The organism is Alishewanella sp. HL-SH05 (assembly GCF_052655985.1).
Genome location: NZ_CP199753.1, coordinates 461,322 through 480,616, shown reverse-complemented (window position 1 = coordinate 480,616; position 19,295 = coordinate 461,322). Strand labels below are relative to the sequence as shown.

At 45.6% G+C, this 19,295-nt stretch carries 19 protein-coding genes; 14 read left to right on the top strand and 5 right to left on the bottom strand.

Features of this window, described 5'->3' with window-relative positions:
- The first annotated feature begins 160 nt into the window (after positions 1-160).
- The 4 genes from ACUJFL_RS02155 (at position 161) to argA (ending at position 3,814) form a co-directional block, all read left to right on the top strand.
- The gene (locus ACUJFL_RS02155) at positions 161-574 is read left to right on the top strand and encodes a DUF350 domain-containing protein (RefSeq protein WP_229584634.1); all 414 of its coding nucleotides are present in this window, start codon (positions 161-163) and stop codon (positions 572-574) included.
- 10 nt (positions 575-584) lie between these two features.
- Complete coding sequence (locus tag ACUJFL_RS02150) at positions 585-1,202, top strand: DUF1190 domain-containing protein (protein ID WP_445428359.1); 618 nt, start codon at positions 585-587, stop codon at positions 1,200-1,202.
- A 1-nt stretch (position 1,203) separates the two neighbouring features.
- Complete coding sequence (locus ACUJFL_RS02145; RefSeq protein ID WP_445425953.1) at positions 1,204-2,355, top strand: glutathionylspermidine synthase family protein; 1,152 nt, start codon at positions 1,204-1,206, stop codon at positions 2,353-2,355.
- A gap of 139 nt (positions 2,356-2,494) precedes the next feature.
- Entirely contained in the window at positions 2,495-3,814 is a 1,320-nt protein-coding gene (argA, locus tag ACUJFL_RS02140) for an amino-acid N-acetyltransferase (protein WP_226750490.1), read from the top strand.
- A gap of 13 nt (positions 3,815-3,827) precedes the next feature.
- Here the strand turns inward: argA and proB are convergent, their stop codons facing one another.
- Complete coding sequence (gene proB / locus ACUJFL_RS02135) at positions 3,828-4,949, bottom strand: glutamate 5-kinase (protein ID WP_445428358.1); 1,122 nt, start codon at positions 4,947-4,949, stop codon at positions 3,828-3,830.
- Positions 4,950-5,107: 158 nt separating this feature from the next.
- Between proB and ACUJFL_RS02130 the strand changes: the two genes are divergently transcribed.
- Positions 5,108-5,746, top strand: coding sequence for an OmpA family protein (locus tag ACUJFL_RS02130; RefSeq protein WP_445428357.1), 639 nt, complete (start codon positions 5,108-5,110; stop codon positions 5,744-5,746).
- 129 nt (positions 5,747-5,875) lie between these two features.
- Here ACUJFL_RS02130 and ACUJFL_RS02125 read toward each other — a convergent pair whose 3' ends face one another.
- Complete coding sequence (locus ACUJFL_RS02125; RefSeq protein WP_445428356.1) at positions 5,876-6,625, bottom strand: LamG-like jellyroll fold domain-containing protein; 750 nt, start codon at positions 6,623-6,625, stop codon at positions 5,876-5,878.
- Between the two features lie 407 nt (positions 6,626-7,032).
- Between ACUJFL_RS02125 and ACUJFL_RS02120 the strand changes: the two genes are divergently transcribed.
- The 3 genes from ACUJFL_RS02120 to ACUJFL_RS02110 all read left to right on the top strand — a co-directional run bounded on the left by ACUJFL_RS02120 (position 7,033) and on the right by ACUJFL_RS02110 (position 10,453).
- Positions 7,033-7,998: a hypothetical protein gene (locus tag ACUJFL_RS02120; protein ID WP_445425950.1), complete on the top strand. Its 966-nt coding sequence runs from the start codon at positions 7,033-7,035 to the stop codon at positions 7,996-7,998.
- A 195-nt stretch (positions 7,999-8,193) separates the two neighbouring features.
- Complete coding sequence (locus ACUJFL_RS02115; RefSeq protein WP_445428355.1) at positions 8,194-9,801, top strand: sensor histidine kinase; 1,608 nt, start codon at positions 8,194-8,196, stop codon at positions 9,799-9,801.
- Positions 9,782-10,453 carry a response regulator transcription factor gene (locus tag ACUJFL_RS02110; RefSeq protein ID WP_445428354.1) on the top strand — a complete coding sequence of 224 codons (672 nt, stop codon included), beginning with the start codon at positions 9,782-9,784 and terminating at the stop codon, positions 10,451-10,453. Before ACUJFL_RS02115 ends, ACUJFL_RS02110 begins: the two co-directional genes overlap by 20 nt.
- Before the next feature lie 135 nt (positions 10,454-10,588).
- Here ACUJFL_RS02110 and ACUJFL_RS02105 read toward each other — a convergent pair whose 3' ends face one another.
- On the bottom strand, positions 10,589-11,146 hold the full coding sequence (locus ACUJFL_RS02105; protein WP_445428353.1) for a phosphoribosyl-AMP cyclohydrolase: 558 nt from the start codon (positions 11,144-11,146) through the stop codon (positions 10,589-10,591).
- Positions 11,147-11,507: 361 nt separating this feature from the next.
- On the opposite strand from ACUJFL_RS02105, the gene ACUJFL_RS02100 reads away from it, so the two are divergent.
- Genes ACUJFL_RS02100 through ACUJFL_RS02090 form a run of 3 tightly spaced genes read left to right on the top strand, consistent with a single transcriptional unit; the run spans position 11,508 to position 13,655 of the window.
- Positions 11,508-11,888: a MerC domain-containing protein gene (locus ACUJFL_RS02100; RefSeq protein WP_445425946.1), complete on the top strand. Its 381-nt coding sequence runs from the start codon at positions 11,508-11,510 to the stop codon at positions 11,886-11,888.
- Entirely contained in the window at positions 11,869-13,089 is a 1,221-nt protein-coding gene (gene zigA, locus ACUJFL_RS02095) for a zinc metallochaperone GTPase ZigA (RefSeq protein ID WP_445428352.1), read from the top strand. The genes ACUJFL_RS02100 and zigA overlap by 20 nt, the downstream gene beginning before the upstream one ends.
- Positions 13,086-13,655 (top strand): DUF1826 domain-containing protein, encoded by a 570-nt coding sequence (locus tag ACUJFL_RS02090; protein ID WP_445428351.1) that lies wholly within the window; start codon positions 13,086-13,088, stop codon positions 13,653-13,655. Before zigA ends, ACUJFL_RS02090 begins: the two co-directional genes overlap by 4 nt.
- A gap of 95 nt (positions 13,656-13,750) precedes the next feature.
- Here the strand turns inward: ACUJFL_RS02090 and ACUJFL_RS02085 are convergent, their stop codons facing one another.
- Positions 13,751-14,218, bottom strand: a complete 468-nt coding sequence (locus tag ACUJFL_RS02085) for a CreA family protein (protein ID WP_445428350.1) — start codon at positions 14,216-14,218, stop codon at positions 13,751-13,753.
- 338 nt (positions 14,219-14,556) lie between these two features.
- Here ACUJFL_RS02085 and ACUJFL_RS02080 point away from each other — a divergent pair, with 338 nt between their 5' ends.
- On the top strand, positions 14,557-15,222 hold the full coding sequence (locus ACUJFL_RS02080; RefSeq protein WP_445428349.1) for a PEP-CTERM sorting domain-containing protein: 666 nt from the start codon (positions 14,557-14,559) through the stop codon (positions 15,220-15,222).
- 214 nt (positions 15,223-15,436) lie between these two features.
- The gene (locus ACUJFL_RS02075; protein ID WP_306024108.1) at positions 15,437-16,255 is read left to right on the top strand and encodes an HAD family hydrolase; all 819 of its coding nucleotides are present in this window, start codon (positions 15,437-15,439) and stop codon (positions 16,253-16,255) included.
- 49 nt (positions 16,256-16,304) lie between these two features.
- Here ACUJFL_RS02075 and speE read toward each other — a convergent pair whose 3' ends face one another.
- Positions 16,305-17,168, bottom strand: a complete 864-nt coding sequence (speE, locus tag ACUJFL_RS02070) for a polyamine aminopropyltransferase (protein ID WP_445428348.1) — start codon at positions 17,166-17,168, stop codon at positions 16,305-16,307.
- A gap of 134 nt (positions 17,169-17,302) precedes the next feature.
- Here speE and speA point away from each other — a divergent pair, with 134 nt between their 5' ends.
- Complete coding sequence (gene speA / locus ACUJFL_RS02065) at positions 17,303-19,189, top strand: biosynthetic arginine decarboxylase (RefSeq protein WP_226750505.1); 1,887 nt, start codon at positions 17,303-17,305, stop codon at positions 19,187-19,189.
- Positions 19,190-19,295 lie beyond the last annotated feature (106 nt).

Sequence of the window (19,295 nt, the reverse complement as noted above, 5' to 3'; positions counted from 1 at the left end):
TCGAGTGTAGAAAAAGCCAGCAAAGCCTGTCCAGTAAACAGGATATTAGCCCTGCCGGCTGCGATAAACTTCGGTAGTTTTTGCCTTGATACGGTTTTACTTGAATTACGCCGCAAATTTCCGCAGGATCAGTGCATCATTTAGGTAATAGGACCTTGCTATGTTAGATACAGCGTTAAGCTCATTAACCGGTTTACCCTCTTTTTTGGCTTACTTTGCTTTGGCCATTATTTCTTTGCTGCTGTTCATTCGCTTATACAGCTGGGTAACGCCGCATGATGAGTTTGGTTTAATTCGAGCGAATAATCCTGCCGCCGCAGTGGCCTTTGCCGGCGCATTAATTGGTTTTGCATTGCCACTGTCTAGCGCCATTACCCATTCATTGTCATTGTTAGATTGTGCCATCTGGGGTGCAGTGGCCTTGCTAGTGCAAGTGCTAACCTTTTTTGTTAGCCAGTTGGCCTTAAAACAACTACCAGAACGTATCACCAAAGGCGATATCGCTGCAGGAATTTTTTCTGCAGGCTGTTCAATCAGCGTCGGTATGTTAAATGCCGCCTGTATGAGTTACTAAGGAGCAGACCATGCCAAAAACCACATGTAAACGTAGCCGCAAAGCGGCGCTCATTTTTATGGTGCCCGCCGCCACCTTGTTACTACAAGGCTGTGGCCAAGAAAAAACGGTAGAAGCTCAGGTTTACAATACACCAGATGAGTGTGCCGCTTTTTATAATCCACCGGCTCAATGCCAAGCTGCGTTTGAAGAAGCCGCCGCATTGCATCCGCAAGTGGCTCCTCGTTATGCCAATAAACAAGAGTGTGAGGCTGACTTTGGTACGGGCAGTTGCGAAACCGCACCGCAACAACAAAGTGCTCAAGGCAGTTTTTTTATGCCCATGATGATGGGCTTTATGGCCGGACAAATGCTCAATCGCGGTGGTATGGGTGCACAAGCGCCACAACAAAGCAGTGCAGCGGCGCGCAACAGTGTGCCGACGCAACCGTTGTACAAATCACGGGATGATCGCGGCACTTTTCGCACCGCAAGCAATGCACCGGTAGCAAGCCAATCTGGCCCAACACAGGTTCGGCCATCGGCCGTGCAGCCTAAACCTGCCAGCTTAGCGCGTCGTGGTGGCTTTGGCTCACAAGCGCAGCAACGCGCTACTGCCGCACAGCGCAGCAGCAGTTTCGGCGGTTAACATGAAACGCATCCCCATAGCACCGCGCCCAGGTTGGCAAGATTTCGCTGAAAGTGTGGGCTTTGATTTTCATACCATAGATGGCGAAGTCTACTGGGATGAATCGGCTTATTATCAATTCAGCTTGGCGCAAATTGAGCAAGACTTAGAAGCGCCAACCGAAGAGCTGCATCAAATGGCGTTGGATCTGATCCCCGACATTTTGCAAAACGAACAACAACTTACCCAGCTCGCTGTACCTGAGCGCTTTTGGGATGCGGTGCGTGATAGCTGGAATAATGCTGAACCTCATTTATACGGTCGCCTCGACTTTGCTTACAACGGCCAAGGCCCAGCTAAACTGTTAGAGTTAAATTACGATACCCCAACGTCTTTATATGAAACGGGCTTTTTTCAGTGGGTATGGCTAGAAGATCAGCAGATGAGGGGGGTGCTACCCGCCAATGCCGATCAATTTAACTCCTTGCAAGATAAGTTAGAGCAAGCCTTTGCCGAATTACCCTTACCCCAACCGTTTTATTTTAGTAGCGTGACGCAAAGTATCGAAGATAAAGGCACCGTCGATTATCTGATGGATATTGCGCTGCAAAGCGGCCTAGACAGCCGCTATATTCAATTAGAACAACTGGGGGATATTGACGGCCAGTTAGTCGATTTAGCCGGTTTCCCAATCCAAGGGTTGTTTAAACTATACCCGTGGGAATTTATGCTGCAAGAAGAGTTTGCCGCTACCTTACTGACTACAGAAACGCGTTTCTTAGAACCTCTGTGGAAAACCTTGTTATCTAACAAAGGTATCTTGCCACTGTTGTGGCAAAAATATCAGGGCCATCCTAATTTATTACCGTCATTTTTTGATGACGGTAAAAAGCCATTAACACCCGGCTGGGTACGTAAACCCTTATTCTCCCGTGAAGGTGCCAATATCGAAATGATCACTCCGGATGGACAAAGCTTGTTTGAACCCGGCCCATATAACGATAATGGCTATATTCGACAAGCCTTTGCACCTTTACCCCGTTTTGGTGAACACTTTACTTTAATTGGTAGCTGGGTGGTCGGTGATATGGCCGCAGGTATTGGCATCCGTGAGGATAACAGCCTCATCACTAAAGATAGTTCTCGCTTTGTACCGCATATCATCCTAGATTAAAGAATAATTATTCACTTATTGTGGATATAAAGTCACTTTAATGCTATGTTGCCTGCGTTATTTCCGTTCAAGTCTGGCAGTTTATGCCAATAGCTGCCAGACTTAACTTTAAATGTTAACCAAAGGATCTTCATCGCCCGTGCGCACTACTGAACTTGTCAGCGGTTTCCGCCAATCTGCCCCTTATGTGAATGCCCACCGCGGTAAAACCTTTGTCATCATGCTCGGTGGCGAAGCGATTATGCAATCGGGTATCCGCAGTATCGTTAACGATATTGCCTTGTTAAATAGCCTCGGTATTAAAATCGTTCTAGTGTATGGCGCTAGGCCGCAGATCAATCAGGCCTTGCAACAAGCCGGCTTAGAGCCACAATACCATAATCGCGTACGCGTTACTGACGACGAATCCTTTCGACTGATCAAACAAGTCGCCGGTGCCTTACAATTAGATATTACCGCTCGCTTATCGATGAGTTTGAGCAATACGCCCATGCAAGGCGCACAAATTAACGTGGTGAGTGGTAACTTCGTTATTGCGCAGCCGCTAGGCGTTGACGAAGGTGTCGATTATTTCCACAGTGGTAAAGTAAGACGCATTGATACCAACGGTATTCGTCGGCAATTAGACAACAACGGTATCGTACTGATGGGACCCATTGCGGCGTCTGTCACCGGGGAAAGTTTTAATCTGACCGCCGAAGAAATTGCCACGCAGGTCGCGATCCGTTTAAAAGCCGATAAGATGATAGGCTTTAACGAAGCAGGGGGCATTACTGACGAAGATGGGCAAATTACCGCCGAATTAATGCCAAACCGTGCTGAAGAAATTATGCAGCGATTAGCGGCAGACAGTGATGCTTGTGTAGGTACGGTAGCTTTTTTAAATGCCGCCATTACGGCGTGTCGAGCGGGCGTACCACGCTGTCACTTGGTTTGTTACAACGAAGATGGCTCAATCTTACAAGAATTGTTCTCACGTGATGGTATCGGTACGCAAGTGGTTACCGAATCCGCAGAAAAACTCCGGCGCGCGGCGATCAGCGATATCGGTGGTATCCTTGATTTAATCCGGCCGTTAGAGCAGCAAGGCCTGTTGGTGCGCCGCTCACGCGAGCAATTAGAAATGGAAATTGAACATTTCACACTGATCGAACGTGACGGTTTAGTCATTGGTTGTGCAGCGCTGTATCCGTTTCCTGAAGATAATGTCGGCGAGTTTGCCTGTTTAGCCGTACATCCTGATTATCGCGATGCCGACCGTGGCAGCATCTTGTTAAAAAGCGTGATCCAGCAAGCACGGCAGCGCAAGTATGACCGGTTATTTGCCTTAACCACCCGCAGCATTCACTGGTTTTTGGAGCAAGGCTTCCAGCTGGTAACTGTCGATGACTTACCTAGTCAGAAAAAGCAGCTGTATAATTATCAGCGCCGCTCAAAAATTTTAGCACTCGATTTTTAAAACTCCACGCCAGCTAAGCTGGCGTTGTTGTTTCAAACAGGGCTAAATCATCTCGATGCACGGCCACTTCACTTGGGCAATACCCTAACAAGCTGGCAATCTGCTGGCTTTTCGCACCACGAATTTTGGCCAGTTCTAAAGCACTGTACTGACTGATCCCCTGCGCCAAGGTAAGCCCCGCCTCTGTTTGCAGCAATACTGCATCACCCTTATCAAAACTTCCTTCTGTCGCCGTAATGCCCGAGGGCAGTAATGATGCGCCGCGCTGTTGTAACGCCTGAGCAGCACCCGCATCAACCACAATACTTCCCTGCGGTTTTAAGTTGTGCCGCAACCAATGTTTCTTGGCGCTGATGCGCTCTTGTTGCCGCTGAAACAAAGTACCACAGTGCCGATCGGCTAATAACGCATCAAAGGTTGTGGCCTTTTGTCCATTAATAATCAGCGTATCAATACCGGCCTTAGTGGCTTTATCTGCCGCTTGAATTTTCGTTGCCATACCGCCCGTGCCAATGGCATGGTGGCTGCCGCCCGCCATCGCATAAATAGCGGGAGTTATATGCTCAACTAAGGGAATAAGCTTGGCCTCTGGTGTAATACGCGGATTGGCATTAAACAAACCGTCAATATCAGAGCAAATTAATAAGGCATCAGCATCGGCTAAAATTGCGACCATCGCGGCGAGATTATCGTTATCGCCCACTTTTAATTCCGCTGTGGCTACCGTGTCGTTTTCATTGACTATCGGCAGCACCTGATTTGCTAACAAAGTGCGCAAGGTGTTATCGATATTCAGATAACGGCGCCGATCTTTTAAATCATCGTGGGTCAGTAAAACCTGCGCACAATCAAAATCAAAAAGCTGTGCCCAGCAAGCCATCATGCGGCTTTGCCCTACTGCCGCCATCGCTTGTTTAATGTTAATCGGCAAAGGTAACTGCTTAAAACTAATCGCATTGCGCCCAGCAGCGACACTGCCTGATGAAACCAGCACCACTTCAGTACCCGCAGCGCGACACTCGGCAATAAAGCGCGCAATCGACAATAAATAGCGTGTTGAACAGCCGTCTGCCGAAGGTGCAATTAAAGCACTACCCACTTTTAACACTATACGTTTCCAACCTCGAACGGGCATATCCTGCATCCTTAGCACTCATTTAACTTACCTAGCTTAAAGTTTGGAAGTCTATATGTCTATTGCTATTTATCTGCTAACACTGATATCAATTCAGCCATGATTCAGCCGCTAGGCCTAAGCTTAGCCTTAATTACCTTGCTTCACGGAGTAACACCATGAATTTAAAAGTCTCTACCGCCTTAATGATATCAGCCAGCTTAGTCTTAGCCGGTTGTGCAACCACAGAAAATCAAAATACTGCGCGCGGTGCCGCTATTGGCGCCGTTGTTGGTGCCGTTGCGGGTAAAGCTACGGGTAACCATAAAGACAAGCGTATCGTAATTGGTGCTGCCGTAGGCGCCTTAGCCGGTGCTGCCGTTGGTAGCTACATGGATAAGCAAGAAAAAGCCCTGCGCGAAGAGCTTAGTGGCTCAGGCGTTAAAGTGATCCGCAATGGCGATAAACTGATGTTGGATATCCCAGCTCAGCTAACCTTCGAGATTAACCGCTCAGACGTGCGTGCCAGCTTATACCCTGTATTAAATGATATCGCCAAAGTATTGCGCGATTATCCTAAAACCATGTTAGTGATTGCTGGCCACACCGATGATACCGGTACACGCCAATACAACATGACCTTATCTACTGCCCGTGCTGATGCCGTAAAAAATTACCTAGTGGCGCAAAGTGTGCAGTCGATACGTTTAGAAACCATTGGTTATGGCCCGGATTACCCTGCTTTACCGAATAATTCAGATGCCAATCGTGCAGCAAACCGCCGTGTCGAAATTCATATTGAACCAGTAGTTGAATAAACTACAAGCCTTAAACAAAAACGCAGCCTAAAGGCTGCGTTTACTATTTTAATATTATACCCATGCAACTTTTAGCTTTAATTAACTCAACGCTAAAAGCTGACTTAAAGTAAAATGGATACCAGCGAATTATTTCTTACCTAATCTTGTTCTAACCGCCATGATTAATCCAAAACCAAACAGTAACAATGTTGCTGGTGCCGGCACGGCAACAGTGTCAGAAACAGAACTAGTACCAGGACCTGTGCGATATAATTCACCCACAGCTGCCGCAGTTAGCAAGCTATCATTCCATATTTGAATATTATCAATGTAACCTGTGTAGCTTTCTGTTGTTGCTCTGTTAATACCCACTCTGAAGTTTTGTAACCCGCCTGGGTTATAACCAATGTTTTGAACGAAAGCACCATTAAAATATAAGCGGGCATTACTACCACTAAATTTTTGCACAACGATATGCTGCCAATCATTCGCAACCACAGCACCAATAGTTGAGTTAGTACCGTTAGCAGAGATCAGTCTATAATCGCCATCAAAGCTGTCTATTTGCCAAGAGTTAGCATTGGTAGGGCCGGCTAAATTTGAAAATATTCCTTTAAATTGGCCTTGGTTTGCTTGCTCAGTGAAAAGCCATAGAGATAAAGTCCAATCCGTTAAACCCCCTGGCCCGGTTACGTTTAAATAATTTGCACTGTTACCATCAGAGAAATAAGCTTGTTTAGAAAAGTCCGCTGTGCCAACTGTGGCTAAATTGTAAACGGATGATTGGGTGTTGTTGGCAGCATTTCCGTCAAAATCATAAGCGGCAATGAGGCCTGCTGACGCTTGTGTAGAAATGGCTGCCATAGCTGCAAATGCTAATAGCCGTACAAATTTCATAGTGCTTATCCCTAAATTAAAACTGTCATTTTTGTTAAGTAAAAATGCTTAATAGTACAAAAGAGTTATCAAGCAAAAATAATGCCAAACATCAAGTGCATGATTTAATTAAATTTAAAAAGAAGTCGCTGTTGCGATTGTAAAAAATCCTGACATTTACAAAGTAGCAAAAATGCTTTTGCCCGGGCGAAGCGCTTACCTATTAATCATAAGAAATAATCAGTAGGCTCGGCTTTTTATCGTTTGGCTAACCATAGCGGAGACAACAAAGGGTAACTCAGCGTGATTAGCTAAATGTGTTCTCTTAACATCAACTGTTTTAAAATGTATTACTAAACACTTTCTTTGTGATAAAACGCTGAGCTATTCATGCTCTATATTTGACGATATGCCGCTAAGCAGCCATAGTGGCAGTATTGCAACCGGCATTCATTTTCAATGGCAGTAACGTTTTTATGCGCTTGTCTCTGGTCATTTTACTATTTACAGCTTTCAGCATCAGCGCTTCAGAAAACCTGAGTGACCACGAAGCGTTTTGTCAGCAAGACAACACGATAAGCTGTGAGCACTATCTGCAACAGCAACTTACTGCAACTACCCCCTACAGCAATAATTGGTTTCGGATAAAAGCCTACCAACTCAATTATCTGTTTGATAAACAGCATTTTTTACAATTACAACATGAAGCAGAGTATTTATTAACGCAGCCCGCTATGCCTGATGTGTTTCGGGTACAACTCTATTTTTACTATGCTAAAGCGCTGTTTTATTTTAAAAAAACCGATGAAGCAAAAATCTATGCTGCCAAAGCAGTGGCAATCTTAAAGGAGGTTTACACCGCTTTTGGTAACCCACTGCGAATAGTCGAGTTGGCCAACCTGCAATACTATTTAGGCGAACTTGATCAGGCAGAGCAACTCCTGCGTTTTGCTCAATCGCATTATTCTAAAAGTATCGATCCTCTGTTCTTATTCGAACTGAATTCTAATTTGGCACATATCAGCCATCAGCGAAATGATTTAGCGTCTGCAGCAGCTTACCGTGCAGACGCATTGGCTGCTGCTATTTCGCTTGGTCATACTGGCAAAATGATTATCGGGATGGGCAATCTGGCCCGCACACAACAACTACTAGGCCAGTTAGCGGCGGCAGATCAGCTCTACCAAGATTCGCTAAAGTATACCGCCGAGCCAGAGCACCAAGTGCAACACCATATTCATCTGCTGCGACTGCTGGAGATAAACCTACAGCTCAAACGTCCAGCGCAGGCTTACAGCTACTTTAAGCAAATCGAGCCAGCAGCATTGGGCAGTTTTCATCAACAACTGTATCAGCAACTCGCCACTCGCTTGGCGCAAACCGCTGAGGAATAAAGCATGCATTGCTGCTTAATGTTGTAAAGAAAAACACCGCACTCTATTTTTGCTTAGGGAAGTGTCACAACCCCTGATCACAGCAGTAGAATAGTTTGCTTGATCGATTTACGCACAATGTTAACGTTATTTTCATGCTTAAACCCATTTAACTGCCTATACTGCGCTCATGTTCCGCTCTCAATAAATTAAGCTATGTACCAACGCAAACTGATTGTCTCGCTTTGTATTTTATTAACCGTGGTACTACTGCAGTCTGTCATCAGCTTTTGGGCGCACCAAAATTCTGAATTTCATACAGAGCGTAACCGAATTGCCAATCAGATGCTGGCAGAGTTTTTCTCGCTGCGTGCGGATAAGCAACGGCTAAAAGTGTGGTTGGCAGAATATCTGCTCACCGAAAATGCCAATACGGATTTTCGTGACACCTTGTCATCCCGTATGCAGGCACAATTGACGGATCTAGACCAACTGGCTATTCGCGATCAACTATACAGTACCAGTGAGGCCGATTTACAACATATCATGGCACAAGTGAAAGTCATTTCACTGCTGCAAAGCAACTTACAAACCTTAGAGCGGGCGCTAAAAACACAAGAAATTGCGCTATATAGCGATGATGCCGAACGGTGGCGTATTTTAATCGCCATGTTTGACACCTTTCAAGACGCAGACTTAGCGGAACTGCTGCAACAGGCGATCTTGCAACAAAAACAACGTGCTGAGCTCACCGAGCAAGATGCGCTAAACGCACTGCTGTTAGTCAAACGCGCTATTGCCGCGATCAGTGTCATTGCCATTTTGCTTACCTTATGGCTGGCGATATATCTGTCACGGGCGTTGAGTCGCCCTTTGCAAAATTTGCTAAGCGGCACGCAACAATTGCAGCAAGGGCATTTTTCACACCGCATTCATGAAAGTGGCTCGACCGAGTTTGCTGAACTCGCCCGGCAATTTAATCTCATGTCGGGCTATATTTTTGCTTACGCCGAACAAGAAAAGAAAACCCAACAAGCCACCGAGCAACTGGTGCAAACCCGCACCAGTGAGTTGCAAAATGCTTTAACGCAGTTGCATCATGCTGAACAGCGACAAAAACAGCTGTTAACCGACATTAGCCATGAATTACGAACACCGGCCACCAGCATTCAGGGTGAAGCTGAAATTAGCTTACGCGGTAAAGACAAAGATATTGCTGAATATAAAGAAGCATTCGAGCGTATCCTCGCGGCCAGTAACCAACTGAATCAACGCATTGATGATTTGTTATTTTTGGCTAGAGGTGAAGACCGTCTGGTACAGGTTAGCCTTAAACCTTTGCTTACCAGCACTTTTATGGGCATGGCATTGAATATCATTAAGCAACATCTGAATAGCCGTTTTGAACTGGAGCATTGCCTCGTGCCTAGCCTACCTGAAGATCAATGGTTACTGCTCGACGTTGAAAAGTTTGCGGTGGTATTGCGTATTATTACCGACAATGCCCAACATTATTCACGCCAACATACCTGCCTGAAACTGGCGTTTAGCGCTGATCAAAACGAGCTTCGACTGCAACTGACAGACCAAGGTATTGGCCTACAACCGGCAGATAGGCAACAGCTGTTTCAACGACATTACCGCAGTGCAGCAGCACGGCAGGCGCGTCCAGATGGCTTGGGTGTGGGCTTATGTATCGCTAAAGCCATTGTTGAAGCGCATGACGGCAGCATCCGCCTTGACGCTAATGATATTAAAGGCTGCACGGTAACGATTGGCCTCCCTCACTTTTGTGGAACTGAAGATGAAAATACTGATTGTTGAAGATGATGAAAAAGTGGGGAGTTTTTTATCCCGAGGGCTGAAAGCCGAAGGTTACTTGACCTTATTACTGGACTCCGGCGCAGGTATTTTTGACGTGTTAAGCCAATTTGAGCCCGACGTTATCGTCTTAGACCGTATGCTCCCCCAAACAGACGGTTTAACCTTGTGTCAGCAATTACGCAGCCAAAAAGTAAGCGCCCGTATTCTTATTTTATCCGCGTTGTCTGAAGTGGACGAGCGTGTTAAAGGGTTACGCGCCGGTGCCGATGATTACCTAGGTAAACCTTTTCATTTTGAAGAGTTACTGGCGCGTATTGAAGCATTAGGTAATCGCATGGCCGCAGGCGAACGCACCAGGCAACTAACAGTAGCCGACTTGCAGCTCGATTTAGATAGCATGACCGCGCAGCGTGCCGGCACCACTCTGACGTTAACCGCCAAAGAGCTCGGCATACTGGAACTGTTAATGAGTAACAGTGGCAAAGTGTATAGCCGCGAGCGCATCCTGACCAATGTGTGGGGCCTAAATGAAGATCCCCTGACCAACATTGTTGATGTGTATATGGCGAGGCTACGGAAAAAAATTGACGATCCTTACCCAATTAAATTGCTCCACACCCGGCGTGGCTTGGGTTACTGCCTGCAAGAATGATTGACTGCGCGACAAGGCATTACGTTTGTCACGTTTTTTCGGAGACTTTTCGATAAAAAGGGCTAGTAACGCTGTTGTGTTACTAGCCAAGGCTGGGATGAGCTGGGTAATACGCGTCAAACACGCGTTGGCAATTTATTGGCTATAAGGTAAAGAAGAATGGTGCAATACGATGCGCAGCGCGCCTTGCTCATCCTTCTTAAAGCCCCAAGTTTTATCCACGGTGGTTACGTTACCGCCTTTGTCAGTCAGCATAACGTGGCCCATCGTTAAAGCTAAATCACCATTAATATAGACACTGGCATTGCTAAAGTCATAACCCTGCCAACCTTTTAGCGCAAAGCCGCTGTCATTGGCATATTCGGCATTGTTGCCGATAAAATAAGACAAGGCGCCGTTATAGTTGGTGCGAAATGTCTGGTTGCCATTAGCTAAAGTGGGTTTAAACAACACCGCACCTAAATTGTAACCATAGGCGGCATCTAACACTTGGCGGGCCACTTTTTCAGCTTGCGCTTGTCCACCTGCGGTGTAAGCCGCGCTAATGTCAATGAGTGCTTGTCCCCAAGCTTGCTGCGCTGTTTTCACTTCAGCTTCAGTAATGTTGTTGTTTACTACCGGCGAGGCCATAACCGCACTGCTCGCCAACACAGAGAGCGCTATTGAAACCATTACTAACTTTTTGTTCAGCATAATTATTGTTCCGTTCTATTAAGTGACAAGAGGTTGTATCTAACTGCTAACCATCTTACTCAGACAATCTGAACAACAACTCCCACTAAACATGAACACAACGCAGCACTTAGATTAAAAATAAATGAACAACGACAACTACGTCGTTTGTTTCAACACACTGGCTTATTTAAAGCGGCACTGTTTGACGCTTGCGCTAACCAGCACTTGTCACTTCTGACAATTCGCATTTGACGGCCATAATGTTACGTTATAACATATGGCAATTGTTATACTGTAACAATTTCCCATGCGCATATTCTGCAAAATACGGCTCGTCATTACTGACAACAGGACCGGATATCGCACACTGAGAGATTTTATGAAAGACATTATCGCCGCGGCGTTATCAGGCCTGTGTATCGTCCATTGCCTTGCTACCCCGATTTTATTGCTGTTGGGCAGCTCTGGCTTAATGCTTGGCGTATTAAGCTCAGAGTGGTTTCATTATTTGATGTTACTTCCCATCAGTGTATTACTGGCCTGGAGTCTGCCTGGTGGTTGGTGCGTACACAAGCATACCGCCCCTTTTGTCTTGGGTTTGGCAGGTTTTTTACTGCTAATCATCTCTCTTTTCGCCTCGCACCATGCAGAAACCGCATTGTCTTTGATTGGAGGTGGGCTGTTAATCGGCGCGCATCTCTATAACCGTCAACTGCTTCTTCAAGCACAAGGAATGCAACATGCTGCCCACTCAGCGTAGTAACGACAAACGCCTCCCCGTTACCGTGTTATCAGGCTTTTTAGGTGCCGGTAAAACCACATTACTCAATCATGTTTTAAATAACCGCGACGGTTTGCGCGTCGCGGTTATTGTGAATGACATGAGTGAAATTAACATTGATGCCCATCAGTTAAATAAAGAGGTCAGCCTTAACCGTGCTGAGGAAAAACTGATTGAAATGAGCAATGGCTGTATTTGCTGCACCTTACGTGAAGATTTATTGATCGAAATTAGTAAACTGGCTAAAGCCGGTCGTTTTGATTATTTATTAATTGAATCGACCGGTATTTCAGAGCCGCTACCCATTGCAGAAACCTTTACTTTTGAGCACGAAGACGGCCAAAGCTTAGCCGATATTGCTCGGCTAGATACACTGGTAACAGTGGTAGATGCCGTAAACTTTATGGCTGACTTTGAGACCGCGCATGACTTAGCCGAACGAGGAGAAAGTTTAGGTGAAGACGACGAACGCAGTGTCGCTGATCTACTTATTGAGCAAGTCGAGTTTTGCGATGTCTTGGTGATCAGTAAAACCGATTTAGTTAGTGCAGAGCAATTAGCACGCTTCAGCGCCATTTTACGTAGTTTGAACAGCCGTGCTCGCATTATTTATGCTGAGAAGGGCCATGTCGCATTGCCGCAAATACTCAACACAGGCTTATTTAATTTTGAACAGGCTCAGCAAGCGGCAGGCTGGTTAAAAGAGTTACGCGGCGAACATAAACCCGAAACGGAAGAGTACGGCATTAGCAGTTTTGCTTTTTATGCTCGTAAGCCTTTTCATCCAGAGCGATTTTACCATTTTTTACATCAAGACTGGCCAAGTGGGCGTTTATTGCGCTCTAAAGGCTATTTCTGGTTAGCTAACACGCCTGAGCATGCTTGGCTGTGGCATCAGGCGGGTGGCATGGCTCGTTATCATATCGCAGGACTGTTTTGGCAGGCTGTACCCTCAGAGCAATGGCCCGAAGAGGCAGAGATGCAAGACGCGATTAAACAAAGCTGGCAGGAACCCTTTGGCGACCGCCGCCAAGAGTTGGTATTTATAGGGCAGCAACTGGATAAAACGGCAATACTGGCACAATTGAACGCGTGTTTACTTACTGACAGCGAACTAGCGCAAGGCGAACAGCATTGGCAGCAGCTGCCCAGCTTATTTGTTCAGGAGCAAACCGTATGAGCGCGCTAGCCTTCAATGCGTTTCGCCCCCAGATACAACAGGTCATGGCTGAGGATCCCACTGACCTGACCCGCATATTTAGTGATGAGGTGAATTTAGTCAGCTGGCAACGAAATGCCGATAACGCCATCGCAGAATACTGCCGCACACTGGCGCTTACGATGCCAATCAAACGTATTGTTCATGTTGACTCGGTACAATCCGATATCGGTCATGCCTTACCTGATGCGCAGGGAAAAGAGGCTTTTCTGCACGATATTGCCCTGCTCTGCCACATGTTCAGTTGCTTAATGGATTGCCAGCAACTGGGGCTACGTTTAGAAACCTTACGTCAACCGATGTGCCCCAAATTTCATACTGATCATCTGGTGTGCCGTTTGGTATGCACTTATCTTGGCCCTGGCACCGAATGGCTAGACGCGAACGCTAATACCTTAAAAGCTGCCCCCTTTGCCGTTACGTTGCTTAAAGGCTCAGGCTGGGAGGGTAACGAGCAGCACGCTATTGTTCACCGCTCACCCGCCGGTGACGCCCCCCGCGTGTTACTAACCTTAGATCCGATGTAACATCACACATATGATGACAAAGCCGCTAATCTCTTCGATCACGTGATTAGCGGCAGCAACGCAAATAAGCTTGTTATCCCAGCTAGTTAAGTAAATTAAGGCTGTACCGTCTTCGCTTCGCTGTAAGCTTGCGTGCCCCACAGCGGTACCGTCGACAGGCTGTGTTTAAAGCTGCCTGAGGTTTCTTTGGTGGAGTAAGACAAATACATTAACGTCTGGTTTTCAGCATCGAAAATACGTCGAATTTTCATGCTTTTAAAAAAGATGCTTTTTGATTTGGTAAACAGCACTTCACCGCTTTTGCTCTTATCTATTTTAGCGATCATCTCAGCAGTAATCGGGGCTGTTTGGCGACAAGCAATACCGCTATCAGAAGGGTCTGAAAGATTTAGATTGGCTTCAATGCTGGATACATGACAAGTCACACCGGTGACCAGCGGATCAGTAAAGGCATCAAGTTTAATATCCTTAGTGGTAAAGACGCCTAATGACACGTCGCCCACTTCATTGCGGTTACACCCCGCCAGTATTAACAACAGTAAAACGCCAAAGAGTAAGCGCATATTAAGTTCTCCTTAGTTAAATCAGTGCTTTGCTGCAAGCTACCGCAGCAAACAGTATAGGTACCAGTAAAACACACCGGCGCAATTGTTGTTAGTATTTAACAGCTCGATTCTGAGTTCAAGAATTGCTACTCGTGCAAACTCAAAGTGCGTCAAGATAATTTACAGTTAACTGTAAAAAAATAAATCACTTAGAGCAGGTCTTATTTTATTTAATAAGAAAAAAAATTAAACCATTGATATTTATTACTAAACATTTAAAGCGGATTGATTTTTGCATAATAATTACTGTCATACTCTTTGTGATAATAATTAATAACATTTTAGGAATTAAATCAGTGATAAAAGTAATAAAAAATATATTCTGCTTATTCGTATTCATGCTTAGTAGCCAGCAAGCTATGGCAACCATAATCAACTTGAGCGATGATAGCTTTTCTGAGCAAACGATTGGCTTTGATTTTACTTTTTTTGGTCAAACATTCAATTCTGTATTTGTCGGCTCAAACGGATACCTGACCTTTACTAGTGGTGATACAGATTTTACTGAATCTGTTTCTGAGTTTTTAGACGAGCAAGCTCGAATTGCAGTGTGGGATGATTTTAATCCTGCGACAGCTGGAAATATTGAAGTAATCAAGTCAGCTACCTTCTTTTCAGCTGTTTATAGCAACATTCCTCAGTTCGGAAACAATGACAGCAATAGTTTTTCTATTAGCCTTTTTCAAAATGGGTTAATAGAAATTATGTTTAGTAGTTTGAACACCAACGATTTATTGGTGGGTATATCTACAGGTGGTGGCAGAACAGGTAGCTCAGTTGATTTATCAACTCGCGGTGCTTGGAATACAACAACTTCTATTTATGAGCAATTTTCTGGCAATTTTGACCTGAACCAACGTACATTAACATTCAATACTGCTGTTGATGTGCCTGAACCAAGTTCAATTGCCATTCTTACATTTGGATTAATTGGATTGATGAGTCGTCGCCTGATCAAATAACAATCATATTTATCAACGTAATTGCAAGGCTACTTCCGTAGCCTTTTTTATAAAAATCATTTCGTCTAGTGTTTGTGTCACTAGAACAACTTCATACATTTGCAGATAAAAACCACATACGGTGCCTTTACGTATGGCATACTTCATCATCTAGGTTGTCGGCGGGGTTTGGCTGTCAGCTCGGTTAGTCTTTTTAAGCTCGGAAATGCCCTATATGTATCTGATTTGTTTTGACTTGGACGGCACCCTGTTAAACAACGCCTCTGAGATCTCCCGCTTTACCTACGACACCTTACAACTGTTAAGCGAGAAAGACATTGCCTTCACCATTGCCACCGGGCGCACTATGCTGTCGGCACAGCGAGCGGTGGCGGGTCATAAATTTGTTTTACCGCAAATCTATAATAATGGTGTAACTATCTGGGATCCGAACACCCAGCAACTGACCTTAGAGAACATCTTAGAGCAGACTGAAATTAATACTATTCTTGAGCTTGCTCTGCGCCAAGGGATCTCGCCCTTTGTGCACGTGATTGCACAGCACCAACATGTGGTGTTTCATGCTGAAACCCAGCACGATGTGGAAAAAAGACTGGTCGAAAAGTACTTTAGCGACACGCCACAACAGCTACAGCCGCTTCACGCCTTAGCGCCTGAGCATCAGGTCACGAATATCAGCATGATTGGCGAGGCAGCCACCATTCATGCCATGTGGCTAAAATTAAACACCTATCCAAACCTTATTGCCTACTCAGGCCCTGCCCTTGAGGGACCGCAGTACCGTTGGATGGACGTGCATCATTACCAAGCCAATAAAGGCAAGGCCGTCGCGCAGTTGAAAAAACAACTGGGGGCCAGCAAAGTTATTTGTTTTGGGGATGGTGATAACGATTTAAGTATGTTTGCTTGTGCTGATGAAAGTTACGCCCCCGCCAATGCGATAGACGAAATTAAGCAAGTGGCCAGTGCGGTGATTGGCCATCACCATGAAGATGGCGTCGCGCATTTTCTACGCGAGCGTTTCTCGCTCTAAACAACAACGCCTGCAATAGCAGGCGTTGACATGACCAGCCAGCCTTGCCTTAGGTTGCCGCAAAAGCCTTTTTAACAAAGTTTGGCAAGGCCGCGGCGGCTTTATGCACCTCAACGTTGTAATACTCGGTATCAAAGCCAGCGTTCGCCGCCGCTTCTTCGCGAAAACCGTTAAATTCACCGCTTTTCTTCGCCAAGGTACAGGTCCACCAACCAGAGGGATAAACCATTTGCGGGAAGTTTAGTGTTTGCAAACTGGCAAAACCGGCATCGCTCATCGCTTGACGCATCGCGGTTAATAACGGCATATGAATAAGTGGCGATTCGCTTTGCTGCACTAAGATACCGTCATCGGCTAACGCCGCTAAGCAGCTAGCATAAAAAGCGCGGTTAAATAAACCTTCGCCCGGGCCAATCGGATCGGTAGAATCAACAATAATCACATCAATGGAGCCGGCGGCCGCTTCACGCATAAATTTAATGCCGTCTTCAAATTTCAGCGTGGCACGTGGGTCATTGTTAGAGGCACACAGCTCAGGGAAATATTTTTCCGCCATCCGCGTGACTTGCTCGTCGATATCAATTTGCGTCACGCGCTCAACACCGGGGTGTTTTAATACTTCGCGTAAAGTGCCGCAGTCACCGCCACCAATAATCACCACATTTTTTGGGTTAGGATGCGTGAAAAGTACAGGGTGACTCAGCATTTCGTGATATAAGAAGTTATCACGGCTACTGAGCATAATAACGTCATCAATCACCATTAAATTACCAAAATGGGTGGTTTCGTACATGGCAATTTTCTGAAATGGTGACTGCACTTCGTCCAATTTCTTGGTAATCGCTAGACCAAACACACTACCACTGTCGGCAAACACCTCAGTAAGCCACTTTTTGTCATTAATTACTGACATAATTTCCCCCTGCATCGTATAAGGGGCGTATTTTGCCTGTGTTACAGGCCACATACAAATTTTTTGGGCAATTTTGCTGCACCAACCCGTTATAGGCTTTAAACTATAGCAGTTAATTTTTTTGAGGAAGCACAATGTCAGCTTGGGGTTTTGAAAAAGCGCGATCGATTTATAACGTGGCAGTCTGGAGTGAAGGCTATTTTGACGTCAATCAGGACGGTGATCTTATTGCCTATCCCGACCAAGATCACAGTAAAAACGGGATCAGCTTTCCCGAGCTTACGCAGCGTTTCAAAGAAGAAGGCTTAACCTTACCGGTTTTAGTTCGCTTTACCGATATTTTGCAGCACCGGGTGGACACGTTAATTAAGTCGTTTCAACTGGCCAAAGCAGAAAAAGAATATCAAGGACAATACACTGCCGTTTACCCCATTAAGGTAAACCAGCAGTTCTCTGTAGTAAAACGCTTAATTAGCCACGACAGCGGCAAGGTCGGCTTAGAAGCCGGTAGTAAGCCTGAATTAATGGCGATCTTGGGTGTGACTGAACAACCGCTGCAAATCGTTTGTAATGGTTATAAAGACAGCGAATTTTTACGCTTAGCCACCATCGGCCAAATGATGGGCCACACCGTGTATGTGGTGGTAGAAAAACTGTCTGAGCTTAAAACGCTGATCCGCGAAATTGATAACTTAGGCGCAGCACCGCGCATTGGTATTCGTATTCGCTTAAACTCGGTAGGTAAAGGCAAATGGCAAAACACCGGTGGTGAAAAGGGCAAGTTTGGCTTAACCGCTACCCAAGTATTGCAAGCGATCGACGTACTGCGTGCGGCAAACAAACTCGACCTGCTGCAATTAGTGCATTTTCATATCGGCTCACAAATTGCCAATATCCGTGATATTCACAACGCTATCCGTGAATGTGCCCGTCACTATGCAGAATTGCGCACCCTTGGCGTGCCTATCACCACGGTTGATGTGGGTGGTGGCTTAGGTGTCGACTATGAAGGGTCGAAATCGCGCTCAGCCTGCTCGATGAACTACACCATGATGGAATATGCACGTAACGTCGTTAACGGCTTAAAAGAAGTCTGTGACGAGTACGATTTACCTCATCCAAACATTATTACTGAATCGGGCCGCGCCATGACCGCACACCATGCGGTATTGGTTACCGATGCGATTGATATTGAACGCGCACCGGGTTTAGTCAATTTACCTGAGCCCAGCGAAGATTCACCCACAGTGATCTTAGGTTTGTGGGAAGCTTATCAAAGCGTCACGCCACGTTCAGCAATTGAAGCCTATCACGATGCGATCCACTACTTCACTGACGCTCATGCCCAGTATGTGCACGGTTTATTAACGCTGCAAGATTGGTCGTTATTAGAGCAAATTTACTTCGCTACCATTAACAAAGTGCGCGCAAATTTAGATTTATCAGCGCGTTCGCATCGCAGTATTCATGATGAGCTAAACGAAAAGCTGGCAGATAAGCTGTTCGTTAACTTCTCGCTGTTTCAATCCATGCCAGATGCCTGGGGTATCGACCAACTGTTCCCAGTAATGCCACTCGAGCGGATGAATGAGCCACTGAACCACCGTGCCATTATTCAAGATATTACCTGTGACTCAGACGGTATGCTAAAAAGCTATGCCGATGGTAATGGTATTGAATCCAGTTTACCGCTGCCAGAATACAGCGACGATAAGCAGTATTTACTCGGCATGTTTATGGTGGGGGCTTATCAAGAAATTTTAGGTGATTTACACAACTTATTTGGCGATACCGATTCAGTGCACGTTGAACTAACAGATGATGGCAGCTACAAGCTAACCAATATCATCAAAGGCGACACCGTAGCCGATGTATTACGCTATGTGCAGTTTGATGCGAAGAAGCTGATTGCCTCTTACACTAAACAACTGGCGAAACTTGAAATGGAAAGTGAACGTAAAGATGAACTGCTGGATGAATTAAAAGCCGGCGTTTATGGTTATACCTATTTCGAAGATTAAGCTAGAATAGCAACTGATCGGACGAGTAACGCACCTAATAAGCGCGTTACTCGTCTTACATTTATTTCCTGTTGCCACCTCGGCAGCACTAAATAATCAGGTGCGT

Coding starts and splice junctions, on each gene's coding strand:
- ACUJFL_RS02155 (WP_229584634.1), top strand. CDS start 161: ATGTTAGATACAGCGTTAAGCTCATTAACCGGTTTACCCTCTTTTTTG.
- ACUJFL_RS02150 (WP_445428359.1), top strand. CDS start 585: ATGCCAAAAACCACATGTAAACGTAGCCGCAAAGCGGCGCTCATTTTT.
- ACUJFL_RS02145 (WP_445425953.1), top strand. CDS start 1,204: ATGAAACGCATCCCCATAGCACCGCGCCCAGGTTGGCAAGATTTCGCT.
- proB (WP_445428358.1), bottom strand. CDS start 4,949: ATGCCCGTTCGAGGTTGGAAACGTATAGTGTTAAAAGTGGGTAGTGCT.
- ACUJFL_RS02130 (WP_445428357.1), top strand. CDS start 5,108: ATGAATTTAAAAGTCTCTACCGCCTTAATGATATCAGCCAGCTTAGTC.
- ACUJFL_RS02125 (WP_445428356.1), bottom strand. CDS start 6,625: ATGAAATTTGTACGGCTATTAGCATTTGCAGCTATGGCAGCCATTTCT.
- ACUJFL_RS02115 (WP_445428355.1), top strand. CDS start 8,194: ATGTACCAACGCAAACTGATTGTCTCGCTTTGTATTTTATTAACCGTG.
- ACUJFL_RS02110 (WP_445428354.1), top strand. CDS start 9,782: ATGAAAATACTGATTGTTGAAGATGATGAAAAAGTGGGGAGTTTTTTA.
- ACUJFL_RS02105 (WP_445428353.1), bottom strand. CDS start 11,146: ATGCTGAACAAAAAGTTAGTAATGGTTTCAATAGCGCTCTCTGTGTTG.
- ACUJFL_RS02100 (WP_445425946.1), top strand. CDS start 11,508: ATGAAAGACATTATCGCCGCGGCGTTATCAGGCCTGTGTATCGTCCAT.
- zigA (WP_445428352.1), top strand. CDS start 11,869: ATGCTGCCCACTCAGCGTAGTAACGACAAACGCCTCCCCGTTACCGTG.
- ACUJFL_RS02090 (WP_445428351.1), top strand. CDS start 13,086: ATGAGCGCGCTAGCCTTCAATGCGTTTCGCCCCCAGATACAACAGGTC.
- ACUJFL_RS02085 (WP_445428350.1), bottom strand. CDS start 14,218: ATGCGCTTACTCTTTGGCGTTTTACTGTTGTTAATACTGGCGGGGTGT.
- ACUJFL_RS02075 (WP_306024108.1), top strand. CDS start 15,437: ATGTATCTGATTTGTTTTGACTTGGACGGCACCCTGTTAAACAACGCC.
- speE (WP_445428348.1), bottom strand. CDS start 17,168: ATGTCAGTAATTAATGACAAAAAGTGGCTTACTGAGGTGTTTGCCGAC.
- speA (WP_226750505.1), top strand. CDS start 17,303: ATGTCAGCTTGGGGTTTTGAAAAAGCGCGATCGATTTATAACGTGGCA.